The organism is Limosilactobacillus sp. (assembly GCF_051873075.1).
Taxonomy (GTDB): Bacteria; Bacillota; Bacilli; order Lactobacillales; family Lactobacillaceae; genus Limosilactobacillus.
This window is the reverse complement of sequence record NZ_JBJEEM010000079.1, coordinates 62574-81992: the sequence shown is the minus strand read 5'-3', so window position 1 is coordinate 81992 and position 19419 is coordinate 62574. Positions and strand designations below refer to the sequence as shown.

Here is a 19419-nt window from a genome sequence, read left to right as displayed (position 1 = left end):
CCTCGTTTTTTATGTCCAGTCTGCAAAAAATGGCTATCACCAAACCCGCTTTGTGTTTGGTGATAGCCATTTGTATTATGTTTTTCGCCTGATCATTGGCCCAAGCTAGAAGGTTGGTTTGATCTCTAAAGCTTCCTGACGGCTGAGGTCCGCGGTGGGGTACTTATTCTTCAGGGCCCGCAAGAGGAGGGTCTTAGCGATCTCACCGTTCCGAGTCAGAATTGGACCATGGAAGTAGGAACAGTAGGTCGACTTGTAGATGGCCCCCTCGGTGTGGTCTTCACCGTTGTTGCCGTGACCGGAAACAACCATTCCCAACGGTTTCTCACCCTTGCCGATGAACGTCCGGCCATTGTGGTTCTCGAAGCCGTGGTACTCTTGTCCGTTTGCGGGATTCTTGATCGTGATGTCCCCAATAAAACGGTTGTTGTCCTGACTGAGCGTGTAGTGATCAAGGATGCCCAGTCCGGGGATCTTCTCACCGTTGGCACCGATGTAGTAGTGGCCCAGCAACTGGTAGCCTCCGCAGATCGCCAGCATTGGCTTGTTATCATTGATGAACTTATCGATCCCAGCCTTCTTGTTAGGCAGGTCGCGGGAAACGACGAGCTGTTCATAGTCCTGCCCACCACCGAAGAGGGCCAGGTCGAAATCGTCGGGGTTGAACTGGTTGTCAATACTAATAACCTCGACGGCGATGTCGGCGTCCATCTGCTTGGCGTAGTAACGGAGGGCGATGATATTGCCGACATCACTATAGGTGTTCAGCAGGTCACCATAGAGGTGGGCAAGTCGAAGATGATACTTTGCCATTAGACCATTCCACCTTTCTTGATGTATTCCTTTTCTGCCAGGAGTTTGCGCAACTGTAGCATGGCCGTGTAGGTGGCCAGAATATAGACGTGTTCGGTTGGCATCTGCTTGATCTTGTCGATCACCTTGGTAAGGTCCGGCTCGTGCCAAACGTTGTCGATCCCGGCCATCGTCAGGCGGGTAGTAATATCTTTATACCGCTCGCCACCGGTCATGTACTGCGGAATTTGGTGCTTGGCCAACTTTTCAAAGTCGCCGTCCCAGATCCAACTGGTATCAATCCCGTCGGCATAGTTAGCGTTGAGCAGGAAGGCAAAGCTGAATGGCTTTGGATCAGTTTCAATCATGTCGAGAACCTGGTTGAGACCAACCGGATTCTTGACTAGGATGATTGTGACCTGCTTACCGTCGACGTTGATGATTTCCTGACGGCCAAAGACCCGCTCGTCGGACTCAAAGGCGTGCTTGATCTGTTCTGGGTCCACCCCCATGAAGCGGCCCAGGGAGTAGGCTGCCAGGGCGTTGTAAATGTTGTAGAGGCCGCCGATGCCGATTGTGTATTGGTGCCCGTCGATCTCAAAAGTTGAGTTCGTCGGGGTCAGCTTGTCGATCTTGGTAACGCTGTAGGTCAACTTGGGCCGTTTGAAACCGCAGTGGGGGCAGAAGTAGTCACCCAGGCCGGCGTAGGTCCGCATATGGTATTGCAAGATGTGCTGACACTTCGGGCAGAGCAGGCCGTCGGTGTTGGCCGGCGCGTTGAAAGCCGCGTGGTGTTCGTGGTTGAACCCGTAGTAGATGATTGGGTTGGGCAGGTCCTTGCTATGGAAGAGTTGTTCGTCCCCGTTAGCGATGATCGTGGCCTTGGGCGCCAGCTTGACCCCACGGAGGATCTTATTGTAGGTCGTGTAGATCTCTCCGTAACGGTCCATCTGGTCTCTGAAGATATTGGTGAAGACAAAGGCCTTTGGGGTGATGTAGCGGCAGACGATCGGCACGTTGGCCTCGTCGACTTCCAAAACCGCCAGCCCCTTTTTCTTAGCACGGGGAGCCGTGATAAAGGTCGTCACGATTCCCTGTTCCATGTTGGAACCAGTGGGGTTGGTGAGCACTTGGTCGTACTTTTCTCGTAGGACCCGGACACTCAGTGCAGTGGTGAGAGTTTTACCGTTGGTCCCGGTAATAATGACCAGGTCGTACTTCTTGCTGAAGGACTGGAGAATATTGGGATCGAGCTTTAAGGTGAGCTTGCCAGGCAGAGAACTTCCCCCGTGCATGAAAGTGTGGAGGAACCAGTAGCTTGACCGGCCAGCAAACTCAGCAAATGAACTTCGAATTGACATTGAGACAATTCCTTTCTTTGTGAGATTAAATACCGTTTAATTTTAAGCTTTATGGGGGTAAAAAGAAAGTTATTCGGCTAAATACTTTCGCTGATCCCGCTGACGGAAATGGTAAGTATTTAAAAGCATTGGGATTTTAGATATAATGAAGAGTACTATTGCAAAAAAGGAGCGTTCATCGTGGCACAGCTATTTTTTAAGTATGGGGCAATGAATTCGGGAAAGTCGATCGATATCCTGAAGGTTGCTCATAACTATGAGGAGCAGGACAAGCCGGTCGTGTTGATGACCAGCGGTGTTGATAACCGGTCGGGTCAAGGTGTGATTGCCAGCCGAATCGGCTTGAAACGGCGTGTGACCCCGGTCATGGACGACACCGACATCTACGAATATGTCAAAGGGATTGACCACCCGGTATACTGCGTGCTGATCGATGAGGCCCAGTTTTTGAAGAAGCACCACGTTTTACAGCTGATTAAGATCGTGGACGAGCTCAACATTCCCGTGATGACGTTCGGCTTGAAGAACGATTTCAGAAACGAGCTGTTCGAGGGCTCCAAGTACCTATTGATCTATGCTGATAAGATTGAAGAGATGAAAACCATCTGTTGGTTCTGCCCCCACAAGGCGACGATGAACCTGCGTATTCATGATGGCAAGCCGGTCTATGAAGGTGAGCAGGTGCAGATTGGCGGGAACGAGTCGTACTATCCCGTCTGCCGGAAGCACTACTTCCACCCATTGCTAGACCAAGGACAGGAGGAATAATTTTATGGAAATGAAGGACATTTTCGATAAGTTGCAGGCGGTGGCTGACCGCTACGACGAATTGAATGAATTGATCAGTGATCCGGCTGTGATTGCGGACTCCCAACGTTTCATGAAGCTCTCCAAGGAAGAGGGGAGTCTGCGGGAAACGGTCGAGAAGTACGACGAGTACAAGAAGGTCACCCAGACCATCAGTGATGATGAAGAAATGCTGCGGGAGATTGACGACCCAGACCTGACCGCGATGACCAAGGAAGAATTGAGCGACGCCAAGGAACAGCAGGCCAAGCTGGAGAAGGAACTAGAGGTTTTGCTGATCCCGAAGGACCCGAACGATGATAAGAACATCATCATGGAAATCCGCGGTGCCGCTGGTGGTGACGAGGCCAGCCTCTTTGCTGCTGACCTGTATAACATGTACCTCCACTATGCTGAACGCCAAGGCTGGAAGGTTGAAGTCGTTGACAAGAACGAGACCGAAGTTGGCGGCTTCAAGGAAATTGCCCTGATGATTACCGGGGACAAGGTATATTCCAAGCTGAAGTTTGAAAACGGTGCCCACCGGGTTCAGCGGGTACCGGTTACCGAGTCTGCCGGTCGGGTGCACACCTCAACGGCAACGGTGGGGGTAATGCCTGAAGCCGAGGATGTTGACGTGGAGCTGGACCCGAAGGACATCCGGGTCGACGTCTACCGCTCCAGTGGTGCCGGTGGTCAGCACGTTAACAAGACCTCTTCGGCGGTGCGGATGACCCACTTGCCAACCGGGATCGTAGTTGCGATGCAGGATGAGCGGTCTCAGCAACAGAACCGGGCCAAGGCCATGCGGATTCTGAAGGCCCGTGTTTATGATTACTACCAGCAAAAGGAACAAAGCGCTTACGATCAAAAGCGTAAGGACGCGATCGGTACCGGGGACCGTTCCGAACGGATCCGGACCTACAACTATCCACAGAATCGGGTCACGGATCACCGGATTGGCCTGACCTTAAACAAGCTGGACAAAATCATGGCAGGAGACCTTGATGAGATCATCGAAGCCCTGATCGTTGCCGACCAGACGAAGAAGTTGGAACAATTGCGGAATGAATAACGCTAACCAAAACTACTTCATGGCGCAACGTTGGGCAAAAACGCAGCTGGCCGGTACGGATGTTGACCCACAGGCCCCCCAGTTCTTGTTGCAGATGCACCACGGCTGGGATGCCACCCATCTGCTGCTGCACAACCGTGATCGGATGCCTGCAGATGAGCAGGCGTGGTTTCACCAGGCCATCGCGCGTCTATTAAAGCATGAGCCTGCCCAGTACATTGCCGGGCAGGCGCCGTTTTATGGACGCAATTTTATCGTTACCCCAGCGGTCTTAATCCCGGAAGCAGAGACAGCCGAACTGGTGGACTGGGTATTGGCTGCGTTACCATCTCGTCCCTTGAAGGTTTTAGACCTGGGAACCGGGAGCGGGGTGATTGGCATTACCCTGGCCCTGGAACGTCCCCAGTGGCAAGTAACCCTGAGCGACGTTTCTGCCGCGGCCCTGGAGATTGCCCGCCAAAACGTTCAGCGCTTTGATCTGGACCTACCGGTAGTTGAGAGTGACCTCTTTGATGGGCTTGCCGGGCAGCGGTTTGACGCAATTGTCACTAACCCGCCATACATCGATCCGGCAGCTACCAAAATAATGGATACGGCCGTGCTGGAGTACGAGCCGTCCTTAGCCTTATTTGCTGATGAGGCCGGGCTGGGCTTTTATCGCCGGCTCTTTATACAGGCGGGGAGCCACTTGACGGCGGCTGGGCAGCTTTTTGGCGAAACCGGCTTTGACCAAGAAGAGTCGATCCAGAGCCTGCTTCACCAATGTGATCGCCAAGCAAAGATTGAGAAACGCCATGATGTGGCTGATAAGATGAGGATGATACATGTATGGGACTTTTCAGGCGCAGGAGGAAATTAGCGAGAATGGATACCAAGATTTTTCAATTAAGTGAAGTTGATCAGGCCGCTGCGGCAATCAAGCGTGGCGAACTGGTAGCGTTTCCGACCGAGACGGTTTATGGCCTCGGGGCTGACGCAACGAATGAGGAGGCCGTGAAGAACGTCTACCTGGCTAAGGGACGGCCGAGTGACAACCCATTGATTGTCCACGTTAATTCTGTGGCAATGGTAGAGAAGTACGCGGCAGAGATTCCAGATAATGCCCGCAAGTTAATGAAGGCTTTTTGGCCCGGTTCACTGACGATCATTTTGAAGATTAAGAAGCATGTCCTTTCCAAGACGGTTACCGGTGGATTGAAGACGGTGGCTTTCCGGTTCCCGGACTGCCAGCCAACCCTGGATCTGATCGAAAAGGCTGGGGTACCGATGGTGGGACCATCTGCCAACACGTCCGGCAAACCGAGTCCCACCACGGCCCAGCACGTTTACCACGACCTGCACGGTAAGATCGCCGGAATCCTCGATAATGGGCCAACCCGGGTCGGGGTCGAATCCACGGTCCTGGACATGTCCACAGACCAACCGGTAATTCTGCGGCCGGGTGCGGTTACCAAGAAGGACATCGAATCCGTGATCGGCTCAATCGATGTCAACCATCACAAGGTCGGCAAGCACGAAACCCCGAAGGCCCCGGGGATGAAGTACAAGCACTATGCACCAAACGCCCAGGTATACATCGTGGATGAAGGGACTGACTGGGGCGACGTGGTCAAGTGGATCCAGCAGCAACCCTTTGATGTCGGCATGATGGCCGAAGAAAAGATCCTCCAGCACGCCACTCTACCGATGAACGCGGTCCAGTTCTCACTGGGGACGGGAGTTGCGGATGCCAGTGCCCGGTTGTTTGATGGCTTACGCCAGTTTGACGACCAGCCAAACGTTAAGGCGATCGTCACCCAGGCGTTCCCGGCTCAGGGGCTTGGCGGTGCTTATATGAACCGGCTCAATAAGTCTGCAGGCGGGGTTCATTTCGACCCGGCGGCAGCCAAATAGGGATGGTGAATTAACAAGTTGAATAATTGTGAGAAGGTAGACAAAGATGCTTTGTCACTTCTCCTTTTTTTTGGTAGAATGGAGAAGAAATTCAAAGGAGTGTATTAGGCATGGGCAAGTTTGAAGTTATTGATCACCCACTGATTCAGCACAAGTTAACAATGATTCGGGATAAGAACGTTGGTACCAAGTTCTTCCGGGAAACGGTTAAGGAAATCTCAACACTGATGGCTTACGAGGTGGCACGGGATATGCCACTCAAGGACGTCGAGATTGAAACCCCAATCGCTAAGACTACTCAGAAGGAACTGGCTGGTAAGAAGGTTGCAATCATCCCAATCCTGCGTGCTGGTTTAGGGATGGTCGATGGTATGACCGACTTGATTCCGGCTGCCAAGATTGGTTTCATCGGGATGTACCGTGACGAAGAGACTTTGAAGCCTCACGAGTACTTTGTCAAACTGCCAAACGATATCACGGAGCGGCAACTGTTCATCGTGGACCCAATGTTAGCCACCGGTGGTTCAGCAATGATGGCGATTGAAGCCTTGAAGAAGCGTGGCTGCCAGGAGAAGAACATGAAGTTCGCCTGCCTAGTTGCTGCCCCAGAGGGTGTTAAGGCTGTTCGGGAAGCCTACCCAGATGTTGACCTCTATGCTGCGGGTCTTGACGACCACCTGAACAAGGACGGTTACATCGTTCCTGGTTTGGGGGATGCCGGTGACCGGCTCTTCGGTACTAAGTAGTTATCAACCAGTAAAGTGTTTACGAAGATCATAAGATTTTCGTAAACACTTTTTTGATTGGCTTAAATGATAGTAGAATGGCAACGAATAATTTATAAGGGAATGTCCAAATTGTTAGATTTATCCTGGCTGCGTTCAAAGCGGTGGCTGCTGATGGGCTTGCTCATCTTCGGCCTGCTGAGCGTGGCCTTTACAATGAATAACCAACGTTTCTATCGTCAGCCGATTGCCAAGGTAGTCAAGGCAACCCGTGTGGGCAAGGCCCGGCGGACCAGCGATCAATTTCAGAACGTTGACCACCAATACGACCAGCAAATCACTGCCGTCATGATGAACGGCCCGTATCGCGGCCAGCGGGTGCAACTTTCTAATACCTATAGCGACTCACGGCCCATGGACCAACGTTACCGAGCTGGGGATCAGGTCTTCTTGAGCCAGGTCCGCCGCCGGGGGAAACACTTGACGGCTAATATTAACGGCTATAAGCGCGATACAGTCCTCGTCCTGGTGGCCTGGCTGGTGATCTTCCTGCTTCTAATGACAATGGGGAAGGCCGGAGCCTGGGCACTGACTAGCGTGGTGGTCAACGCCTTGCTGTTCGTCCTTGCCGTGGGCCTCGACTTGCATAATAATGGCGAGCATATCATGGCAATCTTCAGTACCCTAACCGTTATCTTTGCCTTTGTCAGCCTATTGCTGGTTCTCGGACCAAACAAGAAGATGCTAGCCACCTTCAGTGCTACCGTGATTGGGACCTTTGCTGCTTTAGGAGTCAGCCTCCTGGTCTTTTCCTGGACGCACCAACGCGGAATCTACTACGAGTCGATGCAATACGTCACCCAGGTTCCCCGGCCGCTCTTTTTAGCTGAGACGCTCCTGGGCTCGCTGGGGGCGGTGATGGATGAGTCGAGTGACATCATCGCGACCCTCTTCGAACTCAAGCAACTGGAACCAGCCGTTACCCCGCGGCAACTGTTTATGTCAGGGCGCAACGTCGGCAAGTCGATCATGGGACCATTGATCAACGTCCTCTTTTTGATCTTCATGGCCGATACCTTTACTTCCAGCCTGCTCTACATCAAGAATGGCAACTCCTGGGGGTATACCTTCGCCATGAACATGAGCCTGGGGACTGTCCAGAGCCTGGTCAGTGGAATCGGGATTGTTCTGGCGGTGCCCCTGGTTAGTGCCTTTGGGGCGCTTCTATTAGGGAGGCGAACAAAATGACGACAATTACTGCACTGGGACTGGTCTTGATGATCCTGATGATCCTGGTTGGCGGCAAGCAGGGCTGGTCAGCCTTTCTCAGTCTCCTCCTCAACTTCGGCTTTCTGTACTTTGCCATGGTTTTGATCGCCTTCCACGTGCCGCCTCTGTTTGTGACCGCGGTCACGGGGGTAACCATCCTGGCGATCACCATCTTCATGGGCGAGGATGACCTGCGGACCACCGTAACGGCCTTCTATTCATCACTGATTGTCATGGCGATCCTGATTGCCTTTATCATCTTGATTGAACATTGGGCCCAGGTCCAGGGCTTCGGCACAGAAGATAGTGATGACCTCGAGGGGATGTCGATTTTGATCGGGATCAGTTATCTGAAGGTGGCCGTGACGGTGACCTCCCTAAGTACCTTGGGGGCGATTGCCGAAGCTGCCATGGCGATCTCGTCGGGGCTGACCGAGGTTTTAGAAAATCACCCGGCCATCAGCAACTCCCGCTTGATCAAGAGTGGGATGGCAATTGGCCGTCAGATTATTGGGACAACCTTTAATACCCTGTTCTTCGGGGTCTTCGGTGGGTTCTTAGCGCTCTTCATCTGGTTTGCGGGGCTGCACTATTCTCTGGGGACGATCATGAACAACAAGATTTTCGTGGCCGAAATGCTGGAGATCCTGATTTCCTTCATCGGGGTCCTGCTCACCGTGCCGATGACGGCTTGGGTGATGACCAAGCGTCGCACCAAACTGGTTGACAGGCCAGGGGAAAGCACTTATGATAAAAATAATTAAAGAATGAAACCTTTAACCGGGTCCCGTGAGGCCCTCAAGGTGCAAATTAATAATGGATCAATCGGTCTGACTAAAAGCAGCCTTGGGGTAACGGTACCCTAAGGCTGCTTTTATTTTAGGAGGGATACGATGGCACACCGTCAAGATGTTGTGCTGGATGTTGATGAAAAGCCACGCCCTGGTCAGTGGGTCGGCCTTTCTTTACAACACATGTTTTCGATGTTTGGCTCAACCGTCCTGGTACCGATCCTGGTCGGTTTGAATCCCGGCATCGCATTGTTTAGCTCGGGGGTTGGGACCCTGATCTACTTATTGATCACGAAGCACAAGATCCCAGCCTACATGGGATCGAGCTTTTCGTTTGTTGTCCCGATGATGGCGTTGATGAAGTCGACCGGCTACCCGGGAATCGCTCAGGGGACGATTGCGGTCGGCTGTGTTTACTTAATTGTGGCACTGATCGTCAGTCAGATCGGCTCAGAATGGATCGATAAGGTGCTGCCGCCAATTGTGGTCGGGCCGATCGTAGTGGTGATTGGCCTTTCTTTGGCTGGGACGGCGGCCAAAGATGCCACCATCAACTCGGCTACCGGACACTACGACTTGAAGTTCTTTGCGGTGGCGATGCTGACAATGCTGCTCACGATCGCCTTTAACATGTACTTCAAGGGCTTCTTGGGTCTGATCCCGATTTTGATGGGGATCGTCTTCGGCTATCTGATCGCCTGCCTATTTGGCATCGTGGACTTTAGCCCGGTCATGCGGGCCCATTGGTTCAGCCTGCCGGACTTCCAGGTACCGTTTGTCACCTACCATCCACAACTATACTGGGGTGCCATCCTCAGCATGGCGCCGATCGCCTTCGTCACGATGACCGAACACCTGGGTCACATCATGGTGCTGAACGAACTGACGGAGCGTAATTACTTTAAGGATCCGGGACTAAACCATACCCTGGCCGGTGACGGGACGGCCTCCATTATTGCCGGCTTCGTCGGTGGGCCCCCAGTAACCAGTTACGGTGAAAACATCGGTGTCCTGGCGATCACCCGGGTGCACTCCGTCTACGTGATTGCGGGGGCGGCACTTTTCGCGGTCTTCTTCAGCTTTGTTGGTAAACTGAGTGCCCTGATCGAAACGATTCCGTCACCGGTAATCGGGGGAATTTCCTTCCTCTTATTCGGGGTAATTGCCTCAAGCGGTCTCCGGGTAATGATCGAAAATCAGATCGACTTTAACGCTAAGCGCAACCTGATGATTTCCTCGGTCATTCTGGTGATCGGGATCGGAAACGCCTACCTCCAGCTGGGCAAGTACCAATTCTCCGGTCTGGCCGTGGCGGCGGTTTTGGGGATCATTTTGAACCTGATCCTTCCGCAAAAAGCATTGAGTGAGCGGTAGCATTAATTCTTAGCATTTTCTAATCGACAATTTGTAGGAATTGTCGTTTGTGGGGAAAAAACCGATGAAACTCGGGATAACGGCCTTGAAAGCCCTTAGCGAGATTTAATATTTTTTTGAATTTTCCCTTAAATAATGATATATTACTAGACGTAACTTGGGCTAACTAGTTCTTTTAAAGCGACTTTTATCCAACTTACAAGCCAAATTATTGTTATAAGGAAAGAGGTGGAATATGAATGGGCGGTGATGCTTTAACTTTTAAGCTTTTCGGACTCACGTTCAATACAACGAACATTGTTTCTGGACTGATTATCTACGCAATCGTGTTCTTCACTCTTTACGGGATGTCACGAAAGATTCAAATGAAGCCAACGGGTGCACAAAACGTTTTTGAATGGCTGGTTGACTTTACAAACGGGATTGTCCGGAGTCAGATGCCGGCAGCCGAGCAGGGACGCTACAGTTTCTTTGCCTTTGTGCTGTTCGTCTTTATCTTCTTCGCCAACCAATTTGGGTTGCTTTTCCAATTCCATTGGAACGGAGCGGAAGTGCTTAGAAGTCCAACGGCGGATCCAGTTGTAACGCTGACCTTCTCACTGATGGTCATGGCATTGGCACACTTTGCAGGTGTTGCCCACAACGGTCTTGGTGGTTACCTTAAGAACTACACCAAGCCATTTGCTTTGATGTTACCCGTTAACATCATTGAGGAGTTTGCCAACTTCTTAACGCTGGGTCTTCGTATCTTTGGTAACATTTTTGCTGGTGAACTGTTAATGAGTTTGATTGCCAATATGGCCTTCTCACACGGTGCCTTAACAATCATTCCGGGATTGCTTCTGGAATTAGCATGGCAAGGCTTCTCCGTATTTATCGGTTCAATCCAGGCGTATGTCTTTGTAACATTAACGACGGTTTATATTTCTCGGAAGGTTTCCGAATAATAATCTCTAAGGAGGAATTTTAAAATGGCATTAGGAGCAATTGCTGCAGGACTCGCGGCTATGGGTGCCGCTATCGGTGGTGGTATTGGTGATGGTATCTTAATCGGACACACTGTCGACAGTATCGCACGTCAACCAGAATTACAAAGTAGATTACAAGCAACGATGTTCATCGGTGTTGGTTTGATTGAAGCCATGCCTATTATCGCCATCGTTATTGGCTTCCTTGTTATGAACAAGTAATCAATCACACTTTGATTTTTTGTAAGACAAGGAGGTGTCAATAGATGTTTGTGAACAGTGTGTTAGCTGAATCGAACAGTTTATACATCGGGGACCTTGTATTCTACATCGTTACTTTCATTATTCTGATGTTGCTGGTCAAGCACTTCGCATGGGGACCAGTTACTGACATGATGAAGAAGCGGGCAGACAAGATTGCTAATGATATCGATAACGCGGCGCGGTCACGGGCAAATGCCGAAAAGATGGCTGCTAAGCGTCAAGCTGAACTGCAAAATTCACGTCAAGAAGCTGCAGACATTGTAAGCAATGCCAAAAAGTCGGCTGAAACACAACGAGCACAAATTGTTGAGGCAGCACAAAACGATGCTCAAGCCCTCAAACAACAAGCACAACAGGATGCGGATCAAGCACGTCGCGATGCGCTGAATGGTGCGAAGGATGACGTTGCAAACTTATCTATTGAGATTGCTTCCAAACTCATCCAAAAAGAATTAAAGGCAGACGATCAAAAAGAATTGATCGACTCCTACATTGAAGGGTTGGTAAATCATGAGTCTTGATAAGAAGACGGTTGCCGGGCGTTACGCTCGTGCACTGTTCGAATTGGTCGATGAAGACAATGAACTCGATCAGACTTATCAAGAATTGATTGCTTTACGCCAAGTCTTTGAGGACAATGAGAGTTTGGAATCCGCACTGGCGGGTGTCCAACTGTCACTCGATGAAAAGAAAGCATTAGTTCAGGACCTGCAACAGGGAGCTTCCCAATACGTTGTTAACCTGATTCAAATGCTTTTTGATTACGGCCGCATGGATTGCATGGTCGCAATTATTGATGAGTTTGAACGGCGGTATGACGCTAAGAATAAGCGGATGCATGCTGACGTTGTCACAGCGATCCAACTCGATAAACAACAACGGGATCAACTCAAGGCAAACCTGGCCAAGCGCTTCGGAGCTTCGGACGTTGTCTTAAACGAACAGGTTGATCCAGAAATTTTAGGTGGGGTTATTGTCCATGCCGATCATAAGACCTTGGATGGTAGTCTCAGCTCAAAGATTAAGCAAATTCGTCGTTTACTAGTTAGATAAAATAGATCTTTTGTTAAAGAGGTGAGACCTTTATGAGCATTAAAACTGAGGAAATCAGTTCACTCATCAAGAAACAGCTTGCCAACTACCAAGACCAAGTTTCTGTTGAAGAAACCGGGACGGTTACCTACGTTGGTGATGGTGTTGCTCGTGCCGATGGCTTGGAAAATGCCATGGCCGGTGAGTTGCTCGAATTTAGCAACGGTGTTTACGGAATGGCGCAAAACCTCGAAAGCAACGATGTTGGTATCGTTATTTTAGGGGATTTCACCGGTATTCGTGAAGGTGACACCGTTAAACGGACGGGTCGAATCATGGAAGTACCCGTCGGTGATGCATTGCTGGGACGGGTTGTTGATCCATTAGGCCGGCCAATTGATGGCTTAGGCGAGATCAAGACTGACAAGACGCGTCCAATCGAACGGAAGGCTCCAGGTGTTATGGAGCGGAAGAGTGTTAGTGAACCACTGCAAACCGGTATCAAGGTTATTGATGCCTTGGTTCCAATTGGTCGGGGTCAGCGTGAATTGATCATTGGTGACCGTAAGACTGGTAAGACCGCTATTGCATTGGACACCATCATTAACCAAAAGGGTAAGGATGTTATCTGCATTTACGTTGCCATTGGTCAAAAGGAATCAACTGTTCGTGCAAACGTGGAAACCTTACGGAAGTTTGGTGCCTTGGACTACACGATCGTTGTTTCTGCCAGTGCTTCCAACCCAGCCCCAATGCTTTACATCGCACCATATGCCGGTGCCGCAATGGGTGAAGAGTTCATGTTTGGCGGCAAGGACGTTCTGATCGTTTACGATGACCTGTCAAAGCAGGCCGACGCTTACCGTGAACTTTCACTGATTCTGCGTCGTCCTCCTGGCCGTGAAGCTTACCCTGGTGATATCTTCTACACCCACTCTCGGTTGCTTGAACGGGCTGCTCGTCTTTCTGATGACCTTGGCGGTGGTTCAATGACCGCCCTGCCAATCATTCAGACCCAGGCCGGGGACGTTTCTGCATATATTCCAACCAACGTTATTTCCATCACTGATGGCCAGATCTTCCTGGACTCTGATGAATTCTACGCTGGTCAACGTCCAGCCATTGATGCCGGGACTTCTGTTTCCCGGGTTGGTGGTGACGCCCAGATCAAGGCCATGAAGAAGGTTGCCGGTACCCTGCGTTTGGATATCGCTTCCTACAACGAATTGGCATCATTTGCTCAATTCGGTTCTGACCTTGATGACGCTACCCAGGCCAAGTTGGCTCGTGGTCAGCGGACGATGGAAGTATTGAAGCAAGGTTTGCATGAGCCACAACCAGTTGCTCAACAAGTTGTAACGCTGTTTGCGCTGTCACGCGGTTTCATTGATAAGATTCCGTTGGATGATGTTCAACGTTACGAGAGTGAATTGGCAGCTTACATGCATGCTAACCACCAAGACCTTTACGACGACATTACGAAGACTGGTAAGCTGCCGGAAGGCGATGGCTTACAGAATGCGGTTGCTGACTTCAGCAAGTCATTCCAAACGAGTGACAGCCAGAAGAAAGCTGCTGCCAAGTAGTTAATGATAGTTAGTCGAAAGGACGGTGAGATTTAGTGCCAGCTTCACTTGCTGCAGTTAAACATAAAATTGAATCTACGAAGAGTACTCGGCAAATCACGTCTGCGATGCAGATGGTTTCAACTGCTAAACTGAACCAAATTCAACACCATACTCAAACCTACGAAGTTTATGCTGAGAAGGTTAAACAAATGTTGGCTGATCTGGTTAAATCTCACAGCGCAACATCTGCTGCTTCGCAAGATGATGTTTACGCTGCACTATTCAAAAAGCGTCCGGTTAAGAAGACTGGAATCTTGGTAATCACCTCGGATCGTGGCCTGGTTGGTAGTTACAACAGTAACATCATCAAGGAAACCATGGCTCTGATGGCCAAGCACAACCTGAACAAGGATAATACCGTCTTCTTGACGATCGGAAAAACCGGAACGGAATTCTTCCAGAAGCGTGGTATGAACATCGTGTACCAATATTCTGGGGTTAGTGACGTGCCAACATTCAGAGAAGTGCTCCCAATTGTACGGACGACTGTTCAAATGTACAACGATGGGGTCTTCGATGAACTGTACACGGTTCACAGCCACTATGTGAACCGGATTACGTCACACGTGGCAGTTCACAACGCGCTGCCGATTACCGAAAAGTCGCTGCTGGATGAAGACGAGCTTGCCCAATTGGCAGCCGCCAATGATCCTCAGGACGCCTCGGTAAACAACAGTGCCGCGACTGCCCACGTTTCGGCTGAATATGAATTTGAACCGTCAGATACGGCAATTGTTTCTGCACTGGTTGAACAGTACGCGGAGAGTGCCTTGTATGGGGCCATTCTGGATGCCAAGACGTCCGAACACTCATCAAGTGCCAACGCCATGCGTTCTGCCACCGACAATGCTGATGACATTGTTTCAACATTGCAATTGCAGTATAACCGAGCACGGCAGGCAGCCATTACCACCGAAATTACTGAAATTACCGGTGGGATGACTGCACAAGAATAATTTCAAACGTAGGAGGAAACAACATGAGTACTGGTAAAGTTGTCCAGGTTATCGGACCAGTTGTCGATGTTGAGTTCCCCTTAGACGAAAAGCTTCCTGAAATTAACGATGCCCTGAAGATTAAGGAAAGTGATGACAAGACTTTGACGACTGAAGTTGCCCTTGAACTGGGTGACGGGGTTGTCCGGACGATTGCCATGGACGGAACCGATGGTCTTCAACGGGGAATGGAAGTTGAAAACACTGGTGCGGCAATTAGTGTACCAGTTGGTGATGATACTCTTGGTCGGGTATTTAACGTCTTAGGTGAACCAGTTGATAACGGACCGAAGTTTGGTCCAGATGCTAAGCGGATGCCTATTCACCGTGACGCACCTAAGTATGACGAATTAAACAACAACACGGAAATTCTGGAAACGGGGATCAAGGTTATTGACCTCTTGGCTCCATACGTTCGTGGTGGTAAGATTGGTCTCTTCGGTGGTGCCGGTGTTGGTAAGACCGTTTTGATTCAGGAATTGATTCACAATATTGCCCAAGGTCACAATGGTATTTCTGTCTTCACTGGGGTCGGTGAACGAACTCGTGAAGGTAACGATATGTACTACGAAATGAAGGCTTCCGGGGTTCTGGAAAAGACGGCCATGGTTTATGGTCAGATGAACGAACCACCAGGTGCCCGTATGCGGGTTGCCTTGACTGGTCTGACCATTGCGGAATACTTCCGTGATGTTAAGGGTCAGGATGTGCTGCTCTTCATCGATAACATTTTCCGGTTCACCCAGGCCGGGTCAGAAGTTTCTGCCCTGTTAGGGCGGATTCCATCTGCCGTTGGTTACCAGCCAACGTTGGCTACTGAAATGGGTCAGTTGCAGGAACGAATCACTTCTACTAAGAAGGGTTCAATTACGTCTATTCAAGCCGTTTACGTTCCTGCCGATGACTACACCGACCCAGCTCCAGCAACCACTTTCGCCCACTTGGATGCTACTACCAACTTGGAACGTCGGCTGACGCAAATCGGTATTTACCCAGCCGTTGACCCACTGGCTTCAACTTCAACTGCCTTGACGCCAGAAATCGTTGGTAAGGAACACTACGAAGTTGCTATGCAGGTTCAACACGTTCTGCAACGGTACCACGAACTGCAAGACATCATCTCTATCTTAGGGATGGATGAATTGTCTGACGAAGAAAAGACAATTGTTGCTCGTGCCCGGCGGATTCAGAACTTCCTGTCACAGAGCTTCAGTGTTGCTTCACAATTTACCGGTCAACCTGGTAAGTACGTTCCATTGAAGGACACCATCAAGGGCTTCAAGGAGATTCTGGAAGGTAAGTACGATGACTTGCCGGAAGAAGCATTCCGTTTGGTTGGTCCAATTGAAGATGTTGTGGAAAAGGCAAAGAAATTACAGGCGGATTCTGACGCAGACAGCAAAGATTAGGAGGGGATAATTTATGGCTGACAGTAAGTTTAAGGTCACGATTATTACCCCTGATGGCACTGTTTACGACAATGATAATGCCACGATGGTCGTCATGAACACCGCTGGTGGTCAGATGGGGATCATGGCTAATCACGTGCCATTGGTTGCGGCGCTGGAAATCAGCACCGTGCGGATCAAGCATGATGAAGGAACCGCCGAAGTTGCGGCCGTTAACGGTGGAATCATCCAGTTCGATGGTCACCAGGCGCTGATCGCTGCCGATAGTGCCGAAATGCCCGAAGAAATTGATGTTCAGCGGGCCGAGGCAGCTAAGAAGCGGTCAGAATCAGAAATTGAAAAGGCCAAGCGTGAACATAATCAAGACGACTTGGCACGAGCTGAAGTGCACCTCAAGCGGGCGATTAACCGTCTGAACACTTCTAAGCTCCTCAATAAATAAGGGACTCGGTGAACGAGTTTCGTGACATAAGGGATTTCAGCATATGCGTGCTGAAATCCCTTTGTTGTTTTAGCATGCTTTTCCGTATTCCTCTTTACTAAACTAAAAAGACGCATGCCCTGATATAAGGCTTGCGTCGCTCAGCGCACTACTGCTCAACCATCAATGGTCACTATTTTCTAATCATTGTTGTGATTTTCCGCCGTTATTACCCGGCATTTTCTTTTCAAACCTGAACATTCCCGGTGAATTATGACCAGCGTACGTTTCCGTTTCAGCCGGGTCTTGATGGTACTGGTTATAAAATTCAACCGCATGGAAGCCTAGCTTATTAATGTAGAAATGAATGTTGCGCTGATCAAAGTAGGGGGTGCAGGTTTCCCAGACCGTGGTTTGCGGATAACGCTTTTCAAGCCCTTGCCAGATTTGCTGGCCGATTCCTTTCCCTTGGTAGCCGGCCTTGACGTATAGGAAGTCCAAGTGATTATGTTTCGTTGCCGAGTCAATGTTTACGATGGCTCCGCCGACCATATTTTCGTCCATCATCGCCTTATAGGCAACGGCGCCCTCAGCATTTAACGCCTCTTCGATATCTGCTTCTGGCAAGACGTGTTCTTCCTTGCCGGAGTAAGATTCGGCGCCCTTATTGAAGGCTTCTTGCATGTCCGTTTCAAATTGTTCGCGATCAGCTGAAGCAAGTTTCAATAATTTGAATTCCATTATTCCACCATCCGATTGTTTTATTTAGTTGTATATCAGTAACGCATGTTTTAACGCGGAACGCAATTCGCTTCCTATTAATTTTGAATTTTTTTAACGTTTTACGGATGGTCAGCCGGGTGGGCAGAAGAATCGACAAGTTATAAAACATATTTAGTTGCTGTTGATAAGACCAATAATGCTCTTATAATTGATAAAAGAAAGGCCAATTATTTTGATTAAGTTAAGCTTTCTTAATATTGCGGCCCATTTGATTATGGTATGATAAAATACAAACGTTTTGTTAGGGGGCGCGGGCTTGGAACTGACGGGAATTCATGCACTAATTGAGATCGTGGTTCAACTGCTGTTTGTGTGGTTGGCTTTCAATGCGATTCAAGGCTTTCACATTGAGCGTTTCTTTAAGCGGCCGCCGCGGACCTTGCCATTGGCGATTGTCTTGGCGGCAACGGCACTTGGTTACCTGTGTGCAAGCTTTTTCTTGAACATTATTAGTGCCATCAGCAACTTGGTGTATCTGGTTCGCTAGGAATTGAGGGAGTAGACGATGGAAAAAATGGTGATTAAGGGCGGGCGGCGCCTAACCGGCCGTGTTCATGTTGAGGGTTCAAAAAACGCGGCACTGCCGATTCAGGCGGCGAGTCTGCTGGCAACGGTGGGGAGCTTTCGTCTGACTAACGTTCCGCCATTGCTAGACATCATAACGATGAATCGTCTCCTGAAGTTTTTAAACGTCACGGTAGTCTTTGATCAGGAGAAGCACGAACTACTGCTGGATGCCCAAAAAGATGTTGCGAATGAGGCCCCATTTGAATACGTTGATGAGATGCGGGCTTCGATGCTGGTGCTGGGGCCCCTTTTGGCTCGCACCGGTTATGCTAAGGTGGCGTTGCCGGGCGGATGTGCAATTGGCTCGCGGCCCATTGATCTGCATATCAAGGGGCTGACCGCTCTGGGAGCCCAGGTTGACCAGCGCGACGGCTACATTGTGGCCCAAGCTGACCGGCTGACGGCGGCCCGGATCTACCTTGACTTTCCAAGCGTCGGTGCGACTGAGGATTTGATGATGGCGGCGACCCGGGCGACCGGGATTACGACGATCGAGAATGCCGCCCGGGAACCGGAGATCATCGAGTTGGCGAACTTCTTAAACAAGATGGGCGCCCGGGTGCACGGGGCCGGGACCGCGGTGATCCGGATTCAGGGGGTCACTTTCCTTCATGGCTGTGAGTACCAGCTTATCTCAGACCGGATTGAGGCGGGAACCTTTATGATTGCCGCGGCGATTACCAACGGCGACGTCCTGGTGGCTGACGCCGTTGCTGAGCATAATGCTTCTTTGATCGCCAAACTGGAAGAGATGGGGGTGACCGTTGTGCGCCAGGATAATGGCATCCGTGTCTTGGGAACATCAGTATTGTTGCCAACCAACATCAAGACGATGCCGTACCCCGGCTTCCCTACTGACCTGCAGCCCCAAATCTCAGTCCTTCAACTGCTGGCCAACGGGATTAGCACTTTGGATGAACGGATCTTTGAGAAACGGTTCATGCACCTAGAAGAGTTACGGCGGATGAACGCTAAGTTTCAGATCAGTGGTCCGGTTGCAGTCCTGGACGGGCCAACCAGGTTCAGCGGGGCGGAGGTAACGGCATCCGACCTGCGAGCTGGCGCGGCCCTGGTCTTAGCCGGCTTGGCTGCTACCGGAATTACTCAGGTACGCAATGTTAGTGAAATTGACCGTGGCTACTACCGCTTCCAACAGAAGCTCCGTGCGCTGGGGGCTCAAATCGACCGGATTGATATCGCGGATAAGTTCAAACTGTCACCGGGACACCCTACTAACGAAACTAACCATGACTAACCCGCAGTTTACGGCGATATTATGGTATAAT

At 50.3% G+C, this 19419-nt stretch carries 21 protein-coding genes; 18 read left to right on the top strand and 3 right to left on the bottom strand.

The features are described from left to right. Positions 1 to 105 precede the first annotated feature (105 nt). Together ACI31J_RS08185 and ACI31J_RS08180 are read right to left on the bottom strand one after the other, a co-directional pair. Positions 106 to 813, bottom strand: coding sequence for a type 1 glutamine amidotransferase (locus ACI31J_RS08185; protein WP_439773926.1), 708 nt, complete (start codon positions 811 to 813; stop codon positions 106 to 108). Further along, positions 813 to 2153 (bottom strand): MurT ligase domain-containing protein, encoded by a 1341-nt coding sequence (locus ACI31J_RS08180; protein WP_439773925.1) that lies wholly within the window; start codon positions 2151 to 2153, stop codon positions 813 to 815. Before ACI31J_RS08180 ends, ACI31J_RS08185 begins: the two co-directional genes overlap by 1 nt. 180 nt (positions 2154 to 2333) lie before the next feature. Between ACI31J_RS08180 and ACI31J_RS08175 the strand changes: the two genes are divergently transcribed. The 16 genes from ACI31J_RS08175 to ACI31J_RS08100 all read left to right on the top strand — a co-directional run bounded on the left by ACI31J_RS08175 (position 2334) and on the right by ACI31J_RS08100 (position 16804). Beyond that, a complete protein-coding gene (locus ACI31J_RS08175; protein WP_439773924.1) occupies positions 2334 to 2921 on the top strand; it encodes a thymidine kinase in 588 nt (195 codons plus the stop codon). A gap of 10 nt (positions 2922 to 2931) precedes the next feature. Then, positions 2932 to 4014, top strand: coding sequence for a peptide chain release factor 1 (gene prfA, locus ACI31J_RS08170; protein WP_439773927.1), 1083 nt, complete (start codon positions 2932 to 2934; stop codon positions 4012 to 4014). Then, positions 4007 to 4873 carry a peptide chain release factor N(5)-glutamine methyltransferase gene (prmC, locus tag ACI31J_RS08165; protein ID WP_439773923.1) on the top strand — a complete coding sequence of 289 codons (867 nt, stop codon included), beginning with the start codon at positions 4007 to 4009 and terminating at the stop codon, positions 4871 to 4873. Before prfA ends, prmC begins: the two co-directional genes overlap by 8 nt. 5 nt (positions 4874 to 4878) lie before the next feature. Then, positions 4879 to 5907 (top strand): L-threonylcarbamoyladenylate synthase, encoded by a 1029-nt coding sequence (locus ACI31J_RS08160; RefSeq protein WP_439773922.1) that lies wholly within the window; start codon positions 4879 to 4881, stop codon positions 5905 to 5907. Positions 5908 to 6017: 110 nt separating this feature from the next. Then, positions 6018 to 6653, top strand: coding sequence for a uracil phosphoribosyltransferase (gene upp / locus ACI31J_RS08155; RefSeq protein WP_320610216.1), 636 nt, complete (start codon positions 6018 to 6020; stop codon positions 6651 to 6653). A gap of 111 nt (positions 6654 to 6764) precedes the next feature. After that, a complete protein-coding gene (locus ACI31J_RS08150) occupies positions 6765 to 7880 on the top strand; it encodes a YibE/F family protein (protein ID WP_439773921.1) in 1116 nt (371 codons plus the stop codon). After that, positions 7877 to 8665 carry a YibE/F family protein gene (locus ACI31J_RS08145; protein WP_439773920.1) on the top strand — a complete coding sequence of 263 codons (789 nt, stop codon included), beginning with the start codon at positions 7877 to 7879 and terminating at the stop codon, positions 8663 to 8665. The genes ACI31J_RS08150 and ACI31J_RS08145 overlap by 4 nt, the downstream gene beginning before the upstream one ends. 129 nt (positions 8666 to 8794) lie before the next feature. Next, a complete protein-coding gene (locus ACI31J_RS08140; RefSeq protein WP_439773919.1) occupies positions 8795 to 10066 on the top strand; it encodes a solute carrier family 23 protein in 1272 nt (423 codons plus the stop codon). Between the two features lie 239 nt (positions 10067 to 10305). Continuing rightward, the gene (atpB, locus tag ACI31J_RS08135; protein WP_283593023.1) at positions 10306 to 11013 is read left to right on the top strand and encodes a F0F1 ATP synthase subunit A; all 708 of its coding nucleotides are present in this window, start codon (positions 10306 to 10308) and stop codon (positions 11011 to 11013) included. 24 nt (positions 11014 to 11037) lie between these two features. Then, positions 11038 to 11256 carry a F0F1 ATP synthase subunit C gene (gene atpE, locus ACI31J_RS08130; RefSeq protein WP_003666561.1) on the top strand — a complete coding sequence of 73 codons (219 nt, stop codon included), beginning with the start codon at positions 11038 to 11040 and terminating at the stop codon, positions 11254 to 11256. Between the two features lie 44 nt (positions 11257 to 11300). After that, positions 11301 to 11819: a F0F1 ATP synthase subunit B gene (atpF, locus tag ACI31J_RS08125; protein WP_439773918.1), complete on the top strand. Its 519-nt coding sequence runs from the start codon at positions 11301 to 11303 to the stop codon at positions 11817 to 11819. Beyond that, on the top strand, positions 11809 to 12351 hold the full coding sequence (atpH, locus tag ACI31J_RS08120) for an ATP synthase F1 subunit delta (RefSeq protein ID WP_439773917.1): 543 nt from the start codon (positions 11809 to 11811) through the stop codon (positions 12349 to 12351). The genes atpF and atpH overlap by 11 nt, the downstream gene beginning before the upstream one ends. 32 nt (positions 12352 to 12383) lie before the next feature. Beyond that, a complete protein-coding gene (atpA, locus tag ACI31J_RS08115) occupies positions 12384 to 13916 on the top strand; it encodes a F0F1 ATP synthase subunit alpha (RefSeq protein WP_439773916.1) in 1533 nt (510 codons plus the stop codon). Between the two features lie 35 nt (positions 13917 to 13951). Further along, on the top strand, positions 13952 to 14914 hold the full coding sequence (locus tag ACI31J_RS08110; protein WP_439773915.1) for a F0F1 ATP synthase subunit gamma: 963 nt from the start codon (positions 13952 to 13954) through the stop codon (positions 14912 to 14914). Positions 14915 to 14937: 23 nt separating this feature from the next. Next, entirely contained in the window at positions 14938 to 16362 is a 1425-nt protein-coding gene (gene atpD / locus ACI31J_RS08105; protein WP_439773914.1) for a F0F1 ATP synthase subunit beta, read from the top strand. Positions 16363 to 16375: 13 nt separating this feature from the next. Next, a complete protein-coding gene (locus tag ACI31J_RS08100) occupies positions 16376 to 16804 on the top strand; it encodes a F0F1 ATP synthase subunit epsilon (RefSeq protein ID WP_439773913.1) in 429 nt (142 codons plus the stop codon). Positions 16805 to 16987: 183 nt separating this feature from the next. On the opposite strand, the gene ACI31J_RS08095 is transcribed toward ACI31J_RS08100, so the two are convergent. Beyond that, positions 16988 to 17524: a GNAT family N-acetyltransferase gene (locus ACI31J_RS08095; RefSeq protein WP_439773912.1), complete on the bottom strand. Its 537-nt coding sequence runs from the start codon at positions 17522 to 17524 to the stop codon at positions 16988 to 16990. Positions 17525 to 17822: 298 nt separating this feature from the next. Between ACI31J_RS08095 and ACI31J_RS08090 the strand changes: the two genes are divergently transcribed. Both ACI31J_RS08090 and murA read left to right on the top strand, forming a co-directional pair. Beyond that, complete coding sequence (locus ACI31J_RS08090; RefSeq protein ID WP_439773911.1) at positions 17823 to 18053, top strand: DUF1146 family protein; 231 nt, start codon at positions 17823 to 17825, stop codon at positions 18051 to 18053. 18 nt (positions 18054 to 18071) lie between these two features. After that, the gene (murA, locus tag ACI31J_RS08085; protein ID WP_439773910.1) at positions 18072 to 19388 is read left to right on the top strand and encodes a UDP-N-acetylglucosamine 1-carboxyvinyltransferase; all 1317 of its coding nucleotides are present in this window, start codon (positions 18072 to 18074) and stop codon (positions 19386 to 19388) included. Positions 19389 to 19419 lie beyond the last annotated feature (31 nt).

What these genes read in the sequence shown, in the direction of transcription:
- ACI31J_RS08185 (WP_439773926.1), bottom strand. Translation starts at nt 813, where the DNA reads ATGGCAAAGTATCATCTTCGACTTGCCCACCTCTATGGTGACCTGCTG.
- ACI31J_RS08180 (WP_439773925.1), bottom strand. Translation starts at nt 2,153, where the DNA reads ATGTCAATTCGAAGTTCATTTGCTGAGTTTGCTGGCCGGTCAAGCTAC.
- prfA (WP_439773927.1), top strand. Translation starts at nt 2,932, where the DNA reads ATGAAGGACATTTTCGATAAGTTGCAGGCGGTGGCTGACCGCTACGAC.
- prmC (WP_439773923.1), top strand. Translation starts at nt 4,007, where the DNA reads ATGAATAACGCTAACCAAAACTACTTCATGGCGCAACGTTGGGCAAAA.
- ACI31J_RS08160 (WP_439773922.1), top strand. Translation starts at nt 4,879, where the DNA reads ATGGATACCAAGATTTTTCAATTAAGTGAAGTTGATCAGGCCGCTGCG.
- upp (WP_320610216.1), top strand. Translation starts at nt 6,018, where the DNA reads ATGGGCAAGTTTGAAGTTATTGATCACCCACTGATTCAGCACAAGTTA.
- ACI31J_RS08145 (WP_439773920.1), top strand. Translation starts at nt 7,877, where the DNA reads ATGACGACAATTACTGCACTGGGACTGGTCTTGATGATCCTGATGATC.
- ACI31J_RS08140 (WP_439773919.1), top strand. Translation starts at nt 8,795, where the DNA reads ATGGCACACCGTCAAGATGTTGTGCTGGATGTTGATGAAAAGCCACGC.
- atpB (WP_283593023.1), top strand. Translation starts at nt 10,306, where the DNA reads ATGGGCGGTGATGCTTTAACTTTTAAGCTTTTCGGACTCACGTTCAAT.
- atpE (WP_003666561.1), top strand. Translation starts at nt 11,038, where the DNA reads ATGGCATTAGGAGCAATTGCTGCAGGACTCGCGGCTATGGGTGCCGCT.
- atpF (WP_439773918.1), top strand. Translation starts at nt 11,301, where the DNA reads ATGTTTGTGAACAGTGTGTTAGCTGAATCGAACAGTTTATACATCGGG.
- atpH (WP_439773917.1), top strand. Translation starts at nt 11,809, where the DNA reads ATGAGTCTTGATAAGAAGACGGTTGCCGGGCGTTACGCTCGTGCACTG.
- atpA (WP_439773916.1), top strand. Translation starts at nt 12,384, where the DNA reads ATGAGCATTAAAACTGAGGAAATCAGTTCACTCATCAAGAAACAGCTT.
- atpD (WP_439773914.1), top strand. Translation starts at nt 14,938, where the DNA reads ATGAGTACTGGTAAAGTTGTCCAGGTTATCGGACCAGTTGTCGATGTT.
- ACI31J_RS08100 (WP_439773913.1), top strand. Translation starts at nt 16,376, where the DNA reads ATGGCTGACAGTAAGTTTAAGGTCACGATTATTACCCCTGATGGCACT.
- ACI31J_RS08095 (WP_439773912.1), bottom strand. Translation starts at nt 17,524, where the DNA reads ATGGAATTCAAATTATTGAAACTTGCTTCAGCTGATCGCGAACAATTT.
- murA (WP_439773910.1), top strand. Translation starts at nt 18,072, where the DNA reads ATGGAAAAAATGGTGATTAAGGGCGGGCGGCGCCTAACCGGCCGTGTT.